11 protein-coding genes are annotated in these 16600 nt (G+C 70.8%); 5 read left to right on the top strand and 6 right to left on the bottom strand.

The genetic code is table 11. The features are described 5' to 3' along the window. The 3 genes from J5V16_RS10530 to J5V16_RS10520 all read left to right on the top strand — a co-directional run. Positions 1 to 372: ATP-binding cassette domain-containing protein (locus J5V16_RS10530; protein ID WP_208496167.1), on the top strand; the 372-nt coding region annotated here is incomplete at its 5' end. Then, positions 372 to 3164: an FtsX-like permease family protein gene (locus J5V16_RS10525; protein WP_208496166.1), complete on the top strand. Its 2793-nt coding sequence runs from the start codon at positions 372 to 374 to the stop codon at positions 3162 to 3164. The genes J5V16_RS10530 and J5V16_RS10525, both read left to right, overlap by 1 nt. Positions 3165 to 3417: 253 nt before the next feature. Next, the gene (locus J5V16_RS10520) at positions 3418 to 3771 is read left to right on the top strand and encodes an RNA polymerase-binding protein RbpA (RefSeq protein ID WP_205325702.1); all 354 of its coding nucleotides are present in this window, start codon (positions 3418 to 3420) and stop codon (positions 3769 to 3771) included. 102 nt (positions 3772 to 3873) lie between these two features. Here the strand turns inward: J5V16_RS10520 and pgl are convergent, their stop codons facing one another. The 6 genes from pgl to tkt are packed head-to-tail and all read right to left on the bottom strand — an operon-like array spanning position 3874 to position 11986. Continuing rightward, positions 3874 to 4602 carry a 6-phosphogluconolactonase gene (gene pgl, locus J5V16_RS10515; RefSeq protein ID WP_208496165.1) on the bottom strand — a complete coding sequence of 243 codons (729 nt, stop codon included), beginning with the start codon at positions 4600 to 4602 and terminating at the stop codon, positions 3874 to 3876. Then, positions 4599 to 5543 (bottom strand): glucose-6-phosphate dehydrogenase assembly protein OpcA, encoded by a 945-nt coding sequence (locus tag J5V16_RS10510; protein ID WP_208496164.1) that lies wholly within the window; start codon positions 5541 to 5543, stop codon positions 4599 to 4601. The genes pgl and J5V16_RS10510 overlap by 4 nt, the downstream gene beginning before the upstream one ends. A gap of 15 nt (positions 5544 to 5558) precedes the next feature. Beyond that, positions 5559 to 7097: a glucose-6-phosphate dehydrogenase gene (zwf, locus tag J5V16_RS10505; RefSeq protein ID WP_208496163.1), complete on the bottom strand. Its 1539-nt coding sequence runs from the start codon at positions 7095 to 7097 to the stop codon at positions 5559 to 5561. After that, positions 7098 to 8714, bottom strand: coding sequence for a glucose-6-phosphate isomerase (locus tag J5V16_RS10500; RefSeq protein WP_307792919.1), 1617 nt, complete (start codon positions 8712 to 8714; stop codon positions 7098 to 7100). Next, entirely contained in the window at positions 8711 to 9832 is a 1122-nt protein-coding gene (gene tal, locus J5V16_RS10495; RefSeq protein WP_208496162.1) for a transaldolase, read from the bottom strand. The genes J5V16_RS10500 and tal overlap by 4 nt, the downstream gene beginning before the upstream one ends. Positions 9833 to 9871: 39 nt before the next feature. Next, on the bottom strand, positions 9872 to 11986 hold the full coding sequence (tkt, locus tag J5V16_RS10490) for a transketolase (RefSeq protein ID WP_208496161.1): 2115 nt from the start codon (positions 11984 to 11986) through the stop codon (positions 9872 to 9874). Positions 11987 to 12162: 176 nt separating this feature from the next. Between tkt and J5V16_RS10485 the strand changes: the two genes are divergently transcribed. Then, positions 12163 to 13155: a heme o synthase gene (locus J5V16_RS10485; protein WP_208496160.1), complete on the top strand. Its 993-nt coding sequence runs from the start codon at positions 12163 to 12165 to the stop codon at positions 13153 to 13155. Between the two features lie 117 nt (positions 13156 to 13272). Further along, on the top strand, positions 13273 to 16596 hold the full coding sequence (locus J5V16_RS10480) for a DUF4132 domain-containing protein (RefSeq protein ID WP_208496159.1): 3324 nt from the start codon (positions 13273 to 13275) through the stop codon (positions 16594 to 16596). Positions 16597 to 16600 lie beyond the last annotated feature (4 nt).

Below are 16600 nucleotides of genomic sequence, written 5' to 3'. Positions count from 1 at the left end.
TCCTCCAAGGCCCGCAAGCTGGCGCTCGCGGCCCTCGAAGAGGTCGGGCTCGATGTCAAGCAGGCCGACCGGTTCCCCGATGAGATCTCCGGCGGACAGGCCCAGCGCGTGGCCATCGCCCGGGCGCTGATCGGCGAGCGGCGCCTGGTGCTGGCGGACGAGCCGACCGGCGCGCTCGACTCGCACACGGGCGAGGAGGTGTTGAAGCTGCTGCGCCGCCGCGTGGACGCGGGCGCGGCCGGACTCCTGGTCACCCACGACGCACGGCACGCCAATTGGGCTGACCGAGTGGTGAACTTGCGCGACGGCCGGATCGTGGACGAGGCCGCGCCGCTCGCCGGACGCAACGCGCTGCTCGAAGGGGCGCAGTGATGCTGGGGTCTCATCGTCTGGCCTTCCGGATCGCGCGCCGCGAAGCGTGGCGCTACAAGGGGCGCTCGGCGCTCTCGATCACCCTGCTGGGACTGCCGCTGCTCGGCGTCGCCATCGGCGCCAGCGCGTTCGACACGGCCCGGCTCTCCGAGGAGGAGACCGCGGCGCAGTACCTCGGATCGAACGACGCGTACATCGAGATCGCCCTCCCGGGCGTGCCGATCGAGCAGCAGAACTGGAACTCCCAGTGGATCATCTACGACGTCCCCGCCGGTACGGACGGGGACGCCGAGCGTCCCGTCGCCGACAGCGAAATCCTCGCCGCGCTCCCTGAAGGCTCCGCGATCGCCCCGTACAGCCTGCGGAAGGAAGGCACCACGCTGCAGGCGGAGACACCCGACGGCCTCGGGCAGCTCCAGGGCTACGGGTACGACCTGAGCGATGAGCGCTACGTCGCCACCGGGCTCGAATACCTGGAAGGCTCGGCGCCGGGCAGCGGCGAGGCCGTCATCAACGAGGCCGCGGCGGATCTCCTCGGCATCGGGGTCGGCGACGACCTGGTCGTCGAAGACGAAAGCCTCCCCGACTCGCTCAAGGTCACCGGCATCGTCGAGGTGCCGTGGAATCTCAACACGCCCTTCGTGATCGCCGACTCGATCCCGTCGACCGCGACCGGCTGGCTGCTGGACACGCCTGAGACGCTGACCAAGGACCAGGCGCTGGCGCTCAACGAACTCGGGGTCACCGTCTGGGCCGGCTCGCTGCTGCACGAACCGCCCGGACCCGGGTACACCGAGTCGTCCGCAGGGGTCGACCAAGCGCAGCTCATGATCTACGGGCTCATGGTGGTCGCCGTCGTGATGGAGGTCGTGCTCCTCGCGGGTCCGGCGTTCGCCATCAGCGCGCGTCGGCGCACCCGCGAGTTCGCGCTCATGAGCGCGAACGGCGCGACACCGCAGCAGATCCGCAACACCGTCCTGGCGGGCGGCCTCCTGTTCGGGATCGTCGCCGCCGTTTTGGCGCTGGCGATCGGCATCGGGCTGGTCGCGGCGGGCATGCCGTGGCTGGAGCAACTGATCGGGTACCGCACCGCGGGTCTGCGCGTCATGCCCGTGCTGCAGGTGGCGCTCGTGTTGGCCGCCATTGCGACCGGACTGCTGGCCGCGCTCACCGCCGCGATCAGCGCGTCCCGCGTCAACGTCATCGCAGCGCTCACGGGCCGCACGTCCCGCAACCGGGGGACGAGGCGCTGGATGGTCATCGGACTCGTCGTCGCGGGCGCCGGTGTGGCTGCGGGGATCGGCGGCGTGGTGCTGTGGAGCCTGCCGCTCATGGCCGCGGCGATCGTCCTGACCCAGCTGGGCCTGGTCACCTCCACGCCCGCGCTGCTCGCGGCCGTCGCGAAACTCGGCCGGTGGCTGCCCGTCTCACCCCGCATGGCGATGCGGGAGGCCGGCCGCAATCGCGGCTCCGCCGCCTCGGCGATCGCCGCTGTCATCGGCGTGGTCGCCGCCGGGATGGCCTTCTCCATGATCGCCACTGCCGAGGAGGTCCGGCGCGTCCAAGATCAGGAGCGGATCCTCCCGCAAGGGACGATGATGCTGACGATCGGCGACGTCTCCGAGGACGACCCCCTTGACTGGGACGCGGCCCTGACGGAAGCTGAAGCGCACCTGCGGTCGCGCCTGGGCGACCTTGAGCTCACCCCGGTCCCGGAGTACTCGGGCTGGGGCGGCTGCGGCGTCGCCGCCGATCAACCGGACCAGGACGTCAACTGCGCGTGGGGACCCGTGCGACCTGACGAGAACCAATGCTCGTACTGGGACGCCGACCGCTCGACCGAAGCGGCCGAGGCCGCCGCGATCGTGGCCGCGCGGCAGGACCCGCGCTGCGACGAACTGCTCTCCGAGTCGTGGAACTACGTCGAGGACCTCCCAGGGTCGACCGACCCCGAGGTCGTCGCCGCTTACACCGATCTCGAAGGCGCGGAACTGGACCGGGCCGTCGCGGTCCTGGAGGAAGGCGGCCTGCTCGTTGCGGACGAGTGGGCGGTGACCGATGCGGGCACGGTGCGGCTCCAGCAGCAGATCACCTTCTGGAACGGCGACGGCAGCAGCTCGAGCGAGCCGCAGCAGAAGTACCTCGAGCTGCCGGCGATGGCCGTCGAGAGGGGACAGCTCGGCCTGGACCAGATGTTCCTGAGCCCTGGCGCGGCCGAGGCGATGGGCATGGAGGTTTCGCCATCACGGCAGCACTACCTGGTCTCGACCTCCACTGAGCCCGATGCGGCCGACATGGAGGCGTTGGAGGCGGTCTTCTTCCAGACCATCGCCGACGGCGAGGCGTACGCGGCCGTCACGGTCGCCGACTACACCGACCCGTTCATGGCCTACCTCGTGCTGGCCGTGACCGGCCTGTGCGCCCTTATCGCGTTCGGGGCCACCGCGGTCTCGACGGGCCTCATCGTCGCCGAGCAGCGGCGCGACATGACCGTGCTCGGCGCCGTGGGCGCCGCTCCGGGGCTGCGCAAGCGGTTCGCGATGTGGCAGAGCGTCGTCATCGCGGTGTTCGGCACCGGGCTCGGGACCGTGGCCGGGTTCGTCGGGTTCGCGCTCATCCGCGAGACCTTGAACCGCCCGCTCCAGGCGAGCTACCCGTTCGCGACGCTGTACGGCTGGGAGCTGCCGTGGGCGAGCTTCGCGATCATGCTGCTGGCGGTGCCGCTCGTCGCGGCCCTGGGCGCGCTCGTGTTCACGAAGGCGAAGCTGCCGAGCGAACGCCGGGTCGCCTGAACCGACGGAAAGGGTTTGGGGCCGTGCGGGATCGCACGGCCCCGGCCGTTATGTGAAACCATTTCGCGACAGTCTTTACAGTGTGTGCGTTACGTCATAGAATTGCCGAGGACGGTGCCCCAGCCGCTCCGACCGGTGACTCCACGGCGACGCTCAGGGGAGTCGCGCGGTCCCTTCCCGCAGGCTCCCCGCTGCACCCGTGTCCGGTCGACATCCACACAAGATCCCCCGTCTGTGAGGAGCGATCACACATATGTCCAACGGACAGGCCATCCGAGGCACTCGCATCGGCGCCACCCCGGGCCTCCACTCGGAACGCGGCGAGCCGGTACCCCGCCAGCACATCAAGTACTGGTGCGCCAACGGACACGAGACCGCACTGTCGTTCGCGCTCTACGTCGAGGTCCCGCAGGAATGGGACTGCACCTGCTGCGGCTGGCCCGCCAGCCCCGACCAGGACAACCCTCCGGAACGCCGCACCGCCAAGCCCTACAAATCCCATCTCACCTACGTCCGCGAGCGCCGCAGCGAAGAAGAGGCCGAAGACCTCCTCGCCGAAGCCCTCGCCGCCCGCGCCGCCGCCCGCGGCGAACGCTCGCTGTTCTGACAGGCGCTGAGGCACCGCGTCGCTAGGTGGGGGGCGGCGCACTGCCGGTACGACGAAGGGCCGACCCGGATCGAACGATCCCGGCCGGCCCTCGCGCTTCGCCTAGAACTCCAGGTGCTTCAAGTGCGACGCCGCGTCCTTGTCGATGAGCCACCTGGTGTGGCCCACCGCCTTCACGCGACCCGCCGGCAGCTCGCCCTTCGACAGGGCCTCATCGACCGCCTCGGCCTTACCCTCGCCCGAAGCGATGATCCACGCCGCCGTCGCGCCGTTGATCGCCGACATCGTCAGCGAGACCCGCTCCGGCGGCGGCTTGGGGGAGTTGCGAACGCCCACGACCGCGCCCTCGGCCTCCAGCGCCGGGTTCCCCGGGAACAGGGACGCCACGTGGCCGTCCTCGCCGATGCCCAAGAGCAGCAGGTCGAACGCGGGCACCTGCGGCCCCAGCTCGGCCGCGTACAGCTCCGCGGCCGCTTCAGGCGTCGCCACCGCGTCCGAGGCCGCCATGGGATGCACCCGCGCCGGGTCCACCGGCAGGTGGTCCAGGAACGCCTCCCGCGCCTGCGTCTCGTTCCGCTCCGGGTCGCCCGACGGCAGGAAACGCTCGTCGCCCCACCAGAAGTCGACCTTCGACCAGTCCACGACCGTTCGGATCGGCGAGCCCAGGATGTTCTGGTACACCTTCGCCGCGATCCGCCCGCCCGTCAGGACGATCGACGCCTCGCCACGGTGCGCCTGCGCGTCCGCGAGCCGGTTGAGCAGCCGCGCCGCCACCGCCTCCGCGAGCACGTCGGCGTCGTTGTGGACGATCACCGCGCCAGAGCGGCTCATGCGTTCGCCCGCTCGGCCGCGTAGTGCTCCTGGAAAGTGTCGAGCACCTTCCGGTACGCGGTGTCGGGGTCGATGTGCCGCAGCTCCTCCGCGAGCAGCTGGCCCAGCGTGCGCCCCTGCAGCGTCTGGCGGCGCTTCGGCAGCCCCGCCTGGCGCAGCACGGTCGAGCCGTCCGCCGTCCGCTCGACCTCCATGGTCTCGCCCCCGGCCATCGTGAACGCCACGGAGGCGATCGCGGGCAGGTGCTCGGAGTTGCGCTCCACCTCGGTGTCGACGATCTCCGGCGCGACGCCGAGGCGAGTCTGCAGCCAAGCGGCCATCAGCTGCGCCGACGGGTCGTCGTCGTCCGCCTTCACCGTGATCTTCTCGACCGCCTGAGTCACCCCGTCGAAGGCGCTGGCGATGAGCGAGCGCCACAGGCTGATGCGGGTCCAGCAGATGTCGGTGTCGCCGGCCGCGTACGACTCGGCGCGGCGGTAGAGCGACTGCACCGGGTCGGCCGCGCGGGCCGAGTAGGTGATGCGGCGGTCCGCGAAGCTGCGCAGCTCGTGCTCCAGCCCGTAGCGGACCGGGTCGAGCAGCCACCAGGTGACGACGGGGACGTCCGACGCGAGCATCGGCAGCACGATCGAGGTCAGGTGGGCGGCGGCGGGTCCGTCGAGGCGCAGGATGATCGCCTCGGCCGAGCCGAGCCGGTCGCCCACGGTCACTTCGGCGTCGATGCGCGGCTCGGCGGCGTCCACGTCCCGCGGGATCGCCATGATGAGCCGGTACGGGTGCTCCTGCGCTGCGAAGGAGGCGGCCTTCTCGACCTCTTCGCGCTCGTCCTCAGTGGTCAGCGCGACCAGGTTGAGGGCGAGCCCGGAGGCGCCGCCGACCTCGTGCAGAAGCTTCCCCAGCGTCTTCATGATCTCGCCGGTGGTGGTGTCCTTCAAGTGCATTCCAGGACTCCCCTTCTAGGCCCGGCGCCAGCGGCGGCCGGACGATTGCAGCATCAGGTCGGCGCCGGACGGGCCCCAGGTGCCCGACTCGTACGGCTCGGGCTTCGTGTTGGCCCAGTACTCCTCGAGCGGGTCGACGACGGCCCAGGAGGCGTCGACTTCCTGCGCGTCGGGGAACAGGGTCTTGTCGCCCAGGAGCACGTCCAGGATGAGCCGCTCGTACGCCTCGGGGCTGGACTCGGTAAACGTCTCGCCGTAGCCGAAGCCCATCGAGATGTCCCGCAGCTCCATGCCGGTGCCCGGGACCTTCGAGCCGAACTTCACCGTGATGCCCTCGTCCGGCTGGACGCGGATGACCAGCTGGTTGTTACCGAGGGTCTTGGTGTCGTAGTCGGCGAAGGGCATGTGCGGGGCCTCCTTGAAGACCACCGCGATCTCGGTGACCCGCTTGGGGAGGCGCTTGCCGGTGCGCAGGTAGAACGGCACGCCGTTCCAGCGCCGGTTCTGGATGCCCAGCTGCACGGCCGCGTAGGTCTCCGTGGTGGAGGTCGGCGGGATGTTGTCCTCCGACAGGTAGCCCTTGACCGGCTGCCCCTGGACCCAGCCGTCCGCGTACTGGCCGCGGATGGCGGTGGCCTCGAGGTCGTCGTGGAGCTTGATGGCCCGCAGGACCTTCAGCTTCTCGGTGCGGATCTCCTCGGCCTCGAACCCGTTGGGCTGCTCCATGGCCGCGATGGCCAGGAGCTGCAGCACGTGGTTCTGGAGGACGTCGCGGGCCGCGCCGTTGTCGTCGTAGAACCCGGCCCGGGAGCCGATGCCGACGTCCTCGGCCATGGTGATCTGGACGTGGTCGACGTAGTTGGAGTTCCAGATCGGCTCGAACATGGCGTTCGCGAAGCGCAGCGCGAAGATGTTCTGCACCGTCTCCTTGCCGAGGTAGTGGTCGATGCGGAACACGTCGTTGGCGGTGAAGACGTCGTCGACGAGCTTGTTCAGCTCGGCCGCGGACTTGCGGTCCTCGCCGAAGGGCTTCTCGACCACGACGCGGCGCCAGCCGCCGCCGTCCTGGCGGTTGTCCGACATGCCGGTGCGCTTGAGCTGCTTGAGCACGGTCGGGAACGCCAGCGGCGGGATCGAGAAGTAGAACGCCGCGTTGCCGACGATGCCGTGCGAGACGCGCAGCTCGTCGACGGTGGCGTCGAGCTTGTCGAACGCCTCGTCGTCGTCGAACGCGCCGGGCACGAACTTGAAGTTGCCGGCCAGGCGGGCCCAGACCTCTTCGCGCCACGGGGTGCGCGCGTGGGACTTGGCGGCCTCGCGGGCCATCTCCTCGAACGTCTCGTCGCCCCAGTCGCGGCGGGCGAACCCGACGATCACGAACGACGCCGGGAGCAGGCCCCGGTTGGCGAGGTCGTAGACGGCCGGGATGAGCTTCTTCTTCGCGAGGTCGCCGGTGACGCCGAAGATCACCAGAGCGCAGGGCTCGGGGATGCGCGGCAGGCGCCGGTCGGCCGGGTCGCGGAGCGGGTTGCTGGTGTGCAGGGTGGTGCCCATCTAGCTCAGCTCCCTCACAGCGTGGAGCAGCTGGTTGACGCCGCGCTTGCGGTCGGTCAGGTGCAGGCGCACGAGCGGGCGCTCGCGCGACTCGAGGGCCTGGCGGTCCCCGGCGGCCTGCGCGGCCTGGAGCCCGGCGAACGTGTAGTCGCGGCCGGGGATGTCCAGGTCCTCGGCCGCGGCGCCGGTGATCTGCAGGAACACGCCGGTCTGGCGGCCGCCCTTGTGGAACTGGCCGGTGGAGTGCAGGAACCGCGGCCCCCAGCCCCACGTGACGGGCGCGCCCGTACGTTCGGCCAGCTCGGCCCGGAGCTTCGCCACCTCGGCGTCGTCGATCCGGTCGAGGTAGGCCATGACCGCGATGTACGCGTCGGCGGTGTCCGCGTCGGTGATCAGCTCGCCGAGCGCGCCGGCGACGGTCCCGGCGTGCGAGCCGTAGATCTCCACCGCGCCGTCGACCGCGTGCGGGCGCTCCTCCGGCAGGCCGTCGGCCAGGATGCGGTTGGTGTTGTTCTTCGACTCGGTGACGTTGGGCTGGTTGAACGGGTCGATGCCGATCAGGTAGCCCGCGTACGCGGTCGCGAGTTCCCACGCGAGGAACTGGGCGCCCAAGGGGCCGTTGACGACCACGTCGGGCATCGCCAGCGCCGAACCGGAGGTCGGCAGGCCCGTGGAGGAGCCCCCGACGGTGGCGTACACGCGGTCGGAGCCGCGCGCGCCCGCCGCGGCGGGTCCTTCGAGGACGACCGGGAGCGTGCCCTTGCCGTCCTTGCCGAGGGACTCGGCGATGAGCTGCTCGGCCCAGTCGCCCAGGCCCACGACGCCGGTGCCGTCGTCGGCGATGGTGATCGTCGGCTTGGCCGCGATGACCGCGCCGAGCACGACCGCCGGGTCGTCGTCCTCGCTGCCGATGGTGGCCGCGAAGGCCTCCGCCTGGTCGATCAGCTCGGAGACGTCGGCGCCGGCGAGCGCGGTCGGGACGAGCCCGAACGCGGTGAGCGCCGAGTAGCGGCCGCCGACCGTGGCGTCGGCGAGGAACAGGTGCGAGCCCTGCTCGTTCGCGAGCGATTCGAGCGCGGAGCCGGGGTCGGTGACGAACACGAAGCGGCCCGCGTGCTCGGTGACGCCGATGGCCTCGAACGCCTTCTCGAAGGCGCGGCGCTGGGAGTCGGTCTCGACGGTGGACCCCGACTTGGAGGAGACGACGACGGCGGTGCGCCGCAGCTTGGCCTCGCCGAGCTCGGCCAGGATCTGGCCGGGGTCGGTGGTGTCGAGGATGCTGATGCCCAGGTCGAGGGTGCGGGAGATGACCTCGGGGGCGAGCGAGGAGCCGCCCATGCCCGCGAGGGCGATGTGGTCGACGCCCTGCTCGCCGAGTTCCGCGCGGAGCTTCGCGAGCGGCGCGAGGAGTTCCTTCGACTTGACGAAGGTGTCGACCCAGCCGAGCCTGATCGCGGCCTCTGCTTCGGCGTCGGGACCCCACAGTGTGGCGTCCTTGGCGGCGACCTTGGCGGGGATGCCCTCGGCCCGCAGCCGCTCGACGGCGGCGTTCACGTCGACGCCGGTCGTGACCGCCAGGCCCCCAGCGGCTTCCATCTTGCCCATCGGATCGCTCACTTCTGTTCTCCGCTCTCACTGAGCTGGGATTCGATCTGGTCCAGGAGCTGCTTCCAGCTGACGATGAACTTCTCCACGCCCTCATCCTCCAGGACCTGCACCACGTCGTCGTAGTCCACGCCGACGCGCTCGAGCTCGAGCATGACGGTCGCGGCGTCCGCGTAGGAGGGCCGGATCGTGTCGGCCTCGACCTCGCCGTGGTCGGCGAAGTCCTTGAGGGTGCCCTCGGGCATCGTGTTGACGGTGCCGGGCGCGATCAGGTCCTCGACGTACATGACGTCGCGGTAGTCCGGGCTCTTGACCGAAGTGGAGGCCCACAGCGGGCGCTGCGGGACGGCCCCGGCCCCGGCGAGCGCCGCCCAGCGCGGGGACGCGAAGGCGTTCTCGAACTCCTGGTAGGCCAAGCGGGCGTTGGCGATCGCGGCCTTGCCCTTGAGGGCGAGGGCCTCGTCGGTGCCGATGCCGTCGAGCCGCTTGTCGATCTCCGAGTCCACACGGGACACGAAGAAGGAGGCGACGGAGCGGATCTGCGACAGGTCGTGCCCGGCGGCCTTCGCCGACTCGAGGCCCGCCATGTAGGCGTCCATGACCTCGCGGTAGCGCTCGAGCGAGAAGATCAGGGTGACGTTGACGCTGATGCCCGCCGCGATGGTGGCGGTGATGGCGGGGAGCCCGGCGCGGGTGGCGGGGATCTTGATCATCGTGTTCGGCCGGTCCACGGCCCACCACAGGGCCTTGGCCTCGGCGATGGTCGCCTGCGTCTCGTGGGCGAGGCGCGGGTCGACCTCGATGGACACGCGGCCGTCCTGGCCCCCGGTGGTCTCGAAGACCGGGGCCAGGACGTCCGCCGCCCAGCGGATGTCGAAGGTGGTGATGGCGCGAGCGGCCTCATCGACGCTCACTTTGCGGACCGCCAGGTCGGCGATCTGCTCGTCGTACGCGTTGCCCTTGGAGAGGGCCGCGGCGAAAATGGACGGGTTCGAGGTGACGCCCGCGACGGACGACCCGGCGATGAGGTCCTTCAGGTTGCCCGTCTCCAGGCGGTCACGCGAGATGTCGTCCAACCAGACGGCGACTCCCGCCGCCGAGAGTCCGGCGAGGTTCTCGTTCGCGCTCATCGGTGTTCCTCCAGCTTTCCAGCTAGTTCTTCGACGTTGCTACTGCTGTGCCTTCTTGATGGAGGAGCGGGCGGCGTCCGCCACGGCGGCGGCGGTGATGCCGAACTCCTCGTACAACTTCTCGAACGGCGCGGAGGCACCGAAGTGTTCCAGGGAGACGCTGACTCCCGCGTCACCCACGAGGTCCCGCCAGGACAGGGCGATGCCGGCCTCGACCGAGACGCGGGCCTTGACGGCCTTGGGCAGCACGGACTCGCGGTAGTCCTCGTCCTGCTCGTCGAACCACTCGATGGACGGGACGGACACGACGCGGGCCTTGACGCCCTCGCCGGCGAGGGTCTCGGCGGCCTTGACCGCGAGCTGCACCTCGGAGCCCGAGCCCATGAGGATCACGTCGGGGGTGCCCTCGGTGTCGAGGAGGGTGTACGCGCCCTTCGCGGCGCCTTCGGCCGGAGCGAACTTCGAGCGGTCGAACACCGGGATGTTCTGGCGGGTGAGCGCCAGCGCGGCCGGGCGGTCGGTCTTGCCGAGGAGGGTCTTCCAGACCACGGCGGTCTCGTTCGCGTCGCCGGGGCGGATCACGTCGAGGCCGGGGATGGCGCGCAGCGAGGCGAGGTGCTCGACCGGCTGGTGGGTCGGGCCGTCCTCGCCGAGGCCGATCGAGTCGTGCGTCCACACGTAGACCACGGGGGTCTTCATGAGGGCCGCGAGGCGGACCGCGCCGCGCATGTAGTCGGAGAACACGAGGAACGTGCCGCCGTAGGGGCGGGTCGGGCCGTGGAGCTTGATGCCGTTGAGGATCGTGCCCATCGCGAACTCGCGGATGCCGAAGTGGAGGGTGCGGCCGTAGGGGTTGCCCGGGTACGCCTTGGTCTGGCGCGACAGCGGCAGGAACGACGGCTCGCCGTCCATCGTGGTGTTGTTCGAGCCGGCCAGGTCGGCCGAGCCGCCCCACAGCTCGGGGAGGACCGGCGCGAGCGCCGAGAGGACCTTGCCGGAGGCCGAGCGGGTCGCGACGCCCTTCTCGGAGGCCTCGAACACCGGGAACGCGTCCTCGAAGCCCTCGGGGAACTCGCCCGCCCAGAGGCGGTCGTGCAGGGCCTTGCGCTCGGGGTACTCGGCGGCCCAGTTGTTGAAGTCGGCCAGCCATGCCGAGCGGTCGGCCTGGCCGCGCTCGATCGAGCCGCGGGTGTGGGCGAGGACGTCGTCGGCCACGTAGAACGACTGGTCGGCGGGGAAGCCGAGCAGTTCCTTGGTCGCGGCGATCTCCTCGGCGCCCAGGGCGGAGCCGTGCGCGGCGTAGGAGTTCTGCTTCTTGGGGGCGGGCCAGCCGATGATGGTCTTGAGGCGGATGAGCGAGGGCTTGTCCTTGACGGCCTTGGCCTTCTCGATCGCCTCGAAGAGGGCCTTCGGGTCCTCCTCGTACTCGTCGCCGGACTTCCAGTCGACGGTCTGCACGTGCCAGCCGTAGGCCTCGTAGCGCTGGGCCACGTCCTCGCCGAGGGCGATCTTGGTGTCGTCCTCGATTGAGATCTCGTTGTCGTCGTAGACGACCACGAGGTTGCCGAGCTCCTGCACACCGGCGATCGCGGAGGCCTCGTGCGTCACGCCCTCCTCGATGTCGCCGTCGGAGGCGATGACGTACACGAAGTGGTCGAACAGGCTCTCGCCCACGGCCGGCTCGGGGTCGAACAGGCCGCGCTCGCGGCGGGCGGCCATCGCCATGCCCACGGCGGTCGCCAGGCCCTGGCCGAGCGGCCCGGTGGTGGTCTCAACGCCGGCGGTGTGGCCCACCTCGGGGTGGCCCGGGGTCAGGGAGCCCCACTGGCGCAGGTTCTTCAGGTCCTCAAGCTCCAGGCCGTAGCCGTGGAGGTACAGCTGCACGTACAGCGTCAGGCTGGAGTGGCCGCACGAGAGCACGAAGCGGTCGCGGCCTTCCCAGTCGGGCTCGCTCGGGTCGTGGCGCATGACCTTCTGGAACAGGGTGTGCGCGACCGGAGCGAGGCTCATGGCGGTGCCGGGGTGGCCGTTGCCGGCCTTCTCCACCGCGTCGGCGGCGAGCAGCCGCGCCGTGTCGACCGCCTTCTGGTCGAGCTCGGTCCACTCGAACTGTGCCACTGGGATACTCCTTGATACTCGTCGTATTTGGGCCATTGACGTGTGCCTTCTGACCCTACCTACACAGGCTGAACTTTATGCGCAGTCTCTCGGAGGGCGGAATTTCGCGGGTTGTGAACCCGCCCACGAGCCAGTCTCGCATCACAGAAGCCCAGGTGGGACCCCCAACCCCGGCCCAGGCCACCACCTCACGGCCCGTATGGTGGGCGGTGATGAACGAGGACCCGACCCGCGCCCTGGCCGACCGCCCCCGGCCCCAGGCCCGCAAGCGAATCGAACTGCCCGCGCCCGAGGGCGAGGCCCCGGCCAAGCCGTCCCTGCGGCAGCTCGTCGGTGCCTATGTCTCCCTGACGAAACCGCGGATCGTCGAGCTGCTCCTCATCACCACCATCCCGGCGATGCTCGTCGCCGCCCGCATCGAGCACAACAGCCTGCCGTCGCTCAAAGCGGTCCTCGCCACCCTCATCGGCGGCGCCCTCGCCGCCGGGTCGGCGAACGCGATCAACTGCTACATCGACCGCGACATCGACCAGCTCATGGCCCGCACCTCGCGGCGCCCTCTCGCCAAGCACCAGATCCCGCCGCGCAACGCCCTCGTCTTCGGCCTCGTCATCGGCGCGATCGCGGTCCTCGGCATGGGCTTCCTCGTCAACTGGCTCGCCGCGCTCCTCACCTTCGGCGCCATCGTCTACTACGACGTCGTCTACACGATCTGGCTCAAGCGCACCACCCCGTACAACACGGTGTGGGGCGGCGCGTGCGGCGCGGCCCCCGTGCTCATCGGCTGGGCGGCCGTCACCGGCCACATGTCCTGGATGGCCTGGATCCTGTTCGCGGTCGTCTTCCTCTGGCAGCCCCCGCACTTCTACGTGCTCGCCATGAAGTTCAAGGACGACTACGCCGCCGCAGGCATCCCGATGCTCCCGGTCGTCGCCCCCGCCCGCCGCGTCGCCATCGAGTCCGTGGTCTACGGCTGGGCGATGCTCGCCGTCTCCGTCGTGCCCATGTTCCTCGAGCCCGGCACGACCTGGCTCTACGGCATCGTCGCGGTCGTCACCGGCGGCCTGTTCGTGCTCGAGTGCCACAAGCTCCTCGGCCGCGTCAACCGCGGCGAGGACCCCAAACCGATGCGCCTGTTCCACTGGTCCACCAGCTATCTGACGCTGCTGTTCCTCGCGCTGGCGGTCGACTCCTTCCTCATGTAGGACTGCCGTTCGCGGGCCCGGCCGAACGGCCGGGCCTGCGGCGTCTCCAGGGTTCGCGAGGGGGTGTCGTACCGCCGCTCTATGGTCTCAGGCAATGCTCCCTGACGAAGGACCCCTATGAACGACGTTGCGTCCCAAGAAGACCAGCTCGCGCTGCCCGCCGCCTGGAAGGCGAAGCTGCTGCCGTGGCGCGGGAAGCGCGCCGGGAGGCCGTTTTCGCCCGCGGGCCCCGAGGTGGTCGGGCGCCAGCGCCAGAAGATCGCCGCCCGGTACGACAAGGTCCGCACCGCGCTCGCGAAGCCGGAGAACGAGCCGTACGCCGCCGACGCGGAGGCGTTCCTCGCCGGCGAGGCCGACCCGCGCGGCGCGGCCGCGGTCGCGGCGCTGATCCTCGACTACGACGGCCGCTCCTCCGAGTCGTACCTGCGCCCCGAGCTCGACTTCTGGCTCCACGAGCACGGCACGGTCTTCGCGCTGGTCGCCACCGTCGAACGCCTCGCCATCGCCCCCACCACGAACCACTGGTACGGCGGCGGCGCCATCGCCGAGCGCGTCGTCTTCCACCACGACACCGAGCACCCCGAGACGTGCGTGCACGAACTGCTGTACGGCGGGATCGCGGCGGTGCGGTCGCTCCTCGCGTCGCTCCCTGACGACGAGTACGCCGAGGTCGTGGCGGCCGTCGCCGAGCACCGGGACACCGGCGCCAAGCGCATCGCCGCCATGCTGCTCTTCCCGGGCGAGGACGCGTGGGTCCTTGAGGCCTGCGCCGAGTTCGCGCAGGCCCGGGCCTACGATTCGCAGGCCGACGACCTGATCTGGCACTGCGTCAGCCGCCGTGAGCATCTGGCGGCCGCGGGCACGCTCTCGCTCGCGAACTACTACCAGGTCGATTACGCGAACGTCGCGGCCCTGATCGGCGGCCTCGGCACCGTGGCCCTGCCGGTGCTGCTCGACTCGTACGCGGACACGCAGAACTACGACGCCGACTTCCGCAAGCTCCTGTTCCGCGCGATCGCCTTGATGCCGAGCGACGAGGCCGCCGCGTTCGTCCTCGAGCACCTCGACCAGCCGAACGTGTGGGAAGCGGCGGCCGACACGGCCGCCCGCTTCCCCGTCCGCACCCTCCGCACCGCCGCCCGCCTCGCCCCGAACGCGTCGCCCGCGCTGCGCCCGTGGCTCCACGCCGTCGCCCATCTCGTCGACGCCGACCTGCGCGCCCACCTCGACGAGGACGACCGTGCCGCCCTCGCCGACCTCCTCGCCGACTCCGGGCGCCTGCCCGACGCGGACCCGGCCGACCTCCCGCCGCTCCTCGTCGCGCCGCCGTGGACCGTGAAGCGCCCCAAGGCGAAACCCGTCGTCATCGAGGGCCTGGAAGCGCCCGCCGCGCGCCTCGTCTGGGCGGCGGGGGAGCAGGAGGCCTGGAGCGGAGTCCGCGACTACTACTACGACCCCGACGACGAGTACTGGACAGAACTGCCCGAGCCGTCGCCCGACGACTGGCACTTCCTCAGCTTCCTCGCCTTCGCTGATGCCGAGAGGGCCGAACGGCTGCTCGGCGCCTGGAACGCCGCGGCGAACCCCGGCGCCACCGTCGCGCTGCAGCGGATCCTCGCCCGGTTCGGCGAGCGCGTGATCGACCAGGTGCTCGTGCTCCCCGCCTCCCAGCACACCTGCCACGAACTGCCCGGCCCGATCCTCAACCTCGCCGCCGCCCGCATCGCCGCCGAACGCCTGGCCCGCTTGAAAGGCGCCCGCCCCAGCGCGGTCCGCTGGCTCGACCGGCACGGAATCGCCGTCGCGCCCTACCTGGTGCCCGACGCCCTCGGCGCGGACAAGAAGCGCCGCTCGTACGCCGAGGTCGCGCTGGTGTTCCTCGCCGGGAGGCACGGCCGGGACGCCGTCGCGGCGGGGGCCGCGACCTACGGTCCTGAAGCGGCCGAAGCGATCCGGGCACTGCTCGACGTGGACCCGCTGGAGCCGCGCGTCCAGGTCCCCAAGCCCGGCACCTGGGCGTCGCCGGCGGTCCTGCCGCAGGTGCAGCTCAAGGACGGCGAGCACGCGCTGCCCGACGCAGCGGTGAGGCGCCTGATCACCGTGCTGGCCTTGGGAACCCCGGACTACGCCTACCCCGGGATCGAGGTCGTCGCCGAGCACTGCGACCGCGCCTCCCTCACCCGCTTCAGCCGGGCCCTGTTCGAGCGGTGGACCGCGATCGGTTCGCCCGCGAAGGACTCGTGGGCGTTCACGCAGCTCATGCACTTCGCCGACGACGCGACCGTGTGGGACCTCGCCCCGCGCATCCGCGAATGGCCCGGCCAGAACCAGCACAAGCGGGCCGTCACCGGCCTGGAGATCCTGGGCGCGATCGGCACCGAGACCGCGATGCGCGCGATCCAGACCATCTCGGAGAAGGTGAAGTTCAAGGCGCTCAAGGAAGAAGCGCGCCGCCAGATCACCCGCATCGCCGAAGACCTCGGGCTCAGCCGCGAGCAGCTCGCCGACCGGCTCGTGCCCGACTTCGGGCTCGGCGAGGCGTCCGCGCTCGTCCTCGACTACGGGCCGCGCAAGTTCCTCGTCGCCTTCGACGAGCAGCTGAAGCCGTACGTCACCGACGAGGACGGCAAGCCCCGCAAGACCCTCCCCAAGCCCGGCGCGAAGGACGACCCGGAGCTCGCCGAAGACGCCTACCAGCGCTTCACCGCCTTGAAGAAGGAACTGCGCAGCGTCGCCGCCGACCAGGTGCGACGCCTCGAGACCGCGATGACGACCGGCCGAGACTGGTCCGCGGAGGAGTTCCAGCGGTACTTCGTCGAGCACCCCCTCACCGGGCACCTCGCCCGCCGCCTCGTCTGGCTCGCCGAGACCGACGGCGACCGCCTCGCCTTCCACATCGCCGAGGACGGCACCTTCAGCGACGGCGAGGACGACACCGCTGAGATCCCCGAGGGCGCGCGCATCCGCATCGCGCACCCGGTCCTCCTCGGCGACACGGTGCGGGGCTGGGCCGAGCTCTTCGCCGACTACGAAGTGCTGCAGCCGTTCGACCAGCTCGGCCGCCCCGCCCTCGCGTTCACCGACGACGAACTCGCCACGGGCCGCCTCAAGCGCTTCGAAGGCGCGAAGGTCGACGTGGGCCGCGTGCTCGGCATGACGGCGCGCGGCTGGCAGCGCGCTTCACCCGAGGACGGCGGCGTCTCGCCCGGCATCTCCTACCCGGTGCCCGGCGGCCACCTCGTCGTGTCCCTCGAACCGGGCATCTGGCTCGGCGACGTGGGGGAGGAAACCGAGCAGACCCTGGAGGCCGTCCGCCTCGCCGCGCGCGAGCAGTACTACTGGCCCGAACAGGACGACGCTTCCCGCGACTTCCCCACCGACATCGACCCGGTGACCGCCTCCGAGATCCTGGCGGCCCTCGAACGCCTCACGAGCGCGTGACATC

Source organism: Glycomyces niveus (assembly GCF_017592475.1).
In the GTDB taxonomy this organism is placed as follows: Bacteria; Actinomycetota; Actinomycetes; order Mycobacteriales; family Micromonosporaceae; genus Glycomyces; species Glycomyces niveus.
Note: the sequence above shows the minus strand (reverse complement) of the source record. Positions and strands in the feature narration are given on the sequence as shown.

Bases quoted from the DNA above. Each gene is read 5' to 3' on its own strand.
- J5V16_RS10525 (WP_208496166.1), top strand. From the start codon at position 372: ATGCTGGGGTCTCATCGTCTGGCCTTCCGGATCGCGCGCCGCGAAGCG.
- J5V16_RS10520 (WP_205325702.1), top strand. From the start codon at position 3,418: ATGTCCAACGGACAGGCCATCCGAGGCACTCGCATCGGCGCCACCCCG.
- pgl (WP_208496165.1), bottom strand. From the start codon at position 4,602: ATGAGCCGCTCTGGCGCGGTGATCGTCCACAACGACGCCGACGTGCTC.
- J5V16_RS10510 (WP_208496164.1), bottom strand. From the start codon at position 5,543: ATGCACTTGAAGGACACCACCACCGGCGAGATCATGAAGACGCTGGGG.
- zwf (WP_208496163.1), bottom strand. From the start codon at position 7,097: ATGGGCACCACCCTGCACACCAGCAACCCGCTCCGCGACCCGGCCGAC.
- tal (WP_208496162.1), bottom strand. From the start codon at position 9,832: ATGAGCGCGAACGAGAACCTCGCCGGACTCTCGGCGGCGGGAGTCGCC.
- tkt (WP_208496161.1), bottom strand. From the start codon at position 11,986: ATGGCCCAAATACGACGAGTATCAAGGAGTATCCCAGTGGCACAGTTC.
- J5V16_RS10485 (WP_208496160.1), top strand. From the start codon at position 12,163: ATGAACGAGGACCCGACCCGCGCCCTGGCCGACCGCCCCCGGCCCCAG.
- J5V16_RS10480 (WP_208496159.1), top strand. From the start codon at position 13,273: ATGAACGACGTTGCGTCCCAAGAAGACCAGCTCGCGCTGCCCGCCGCC.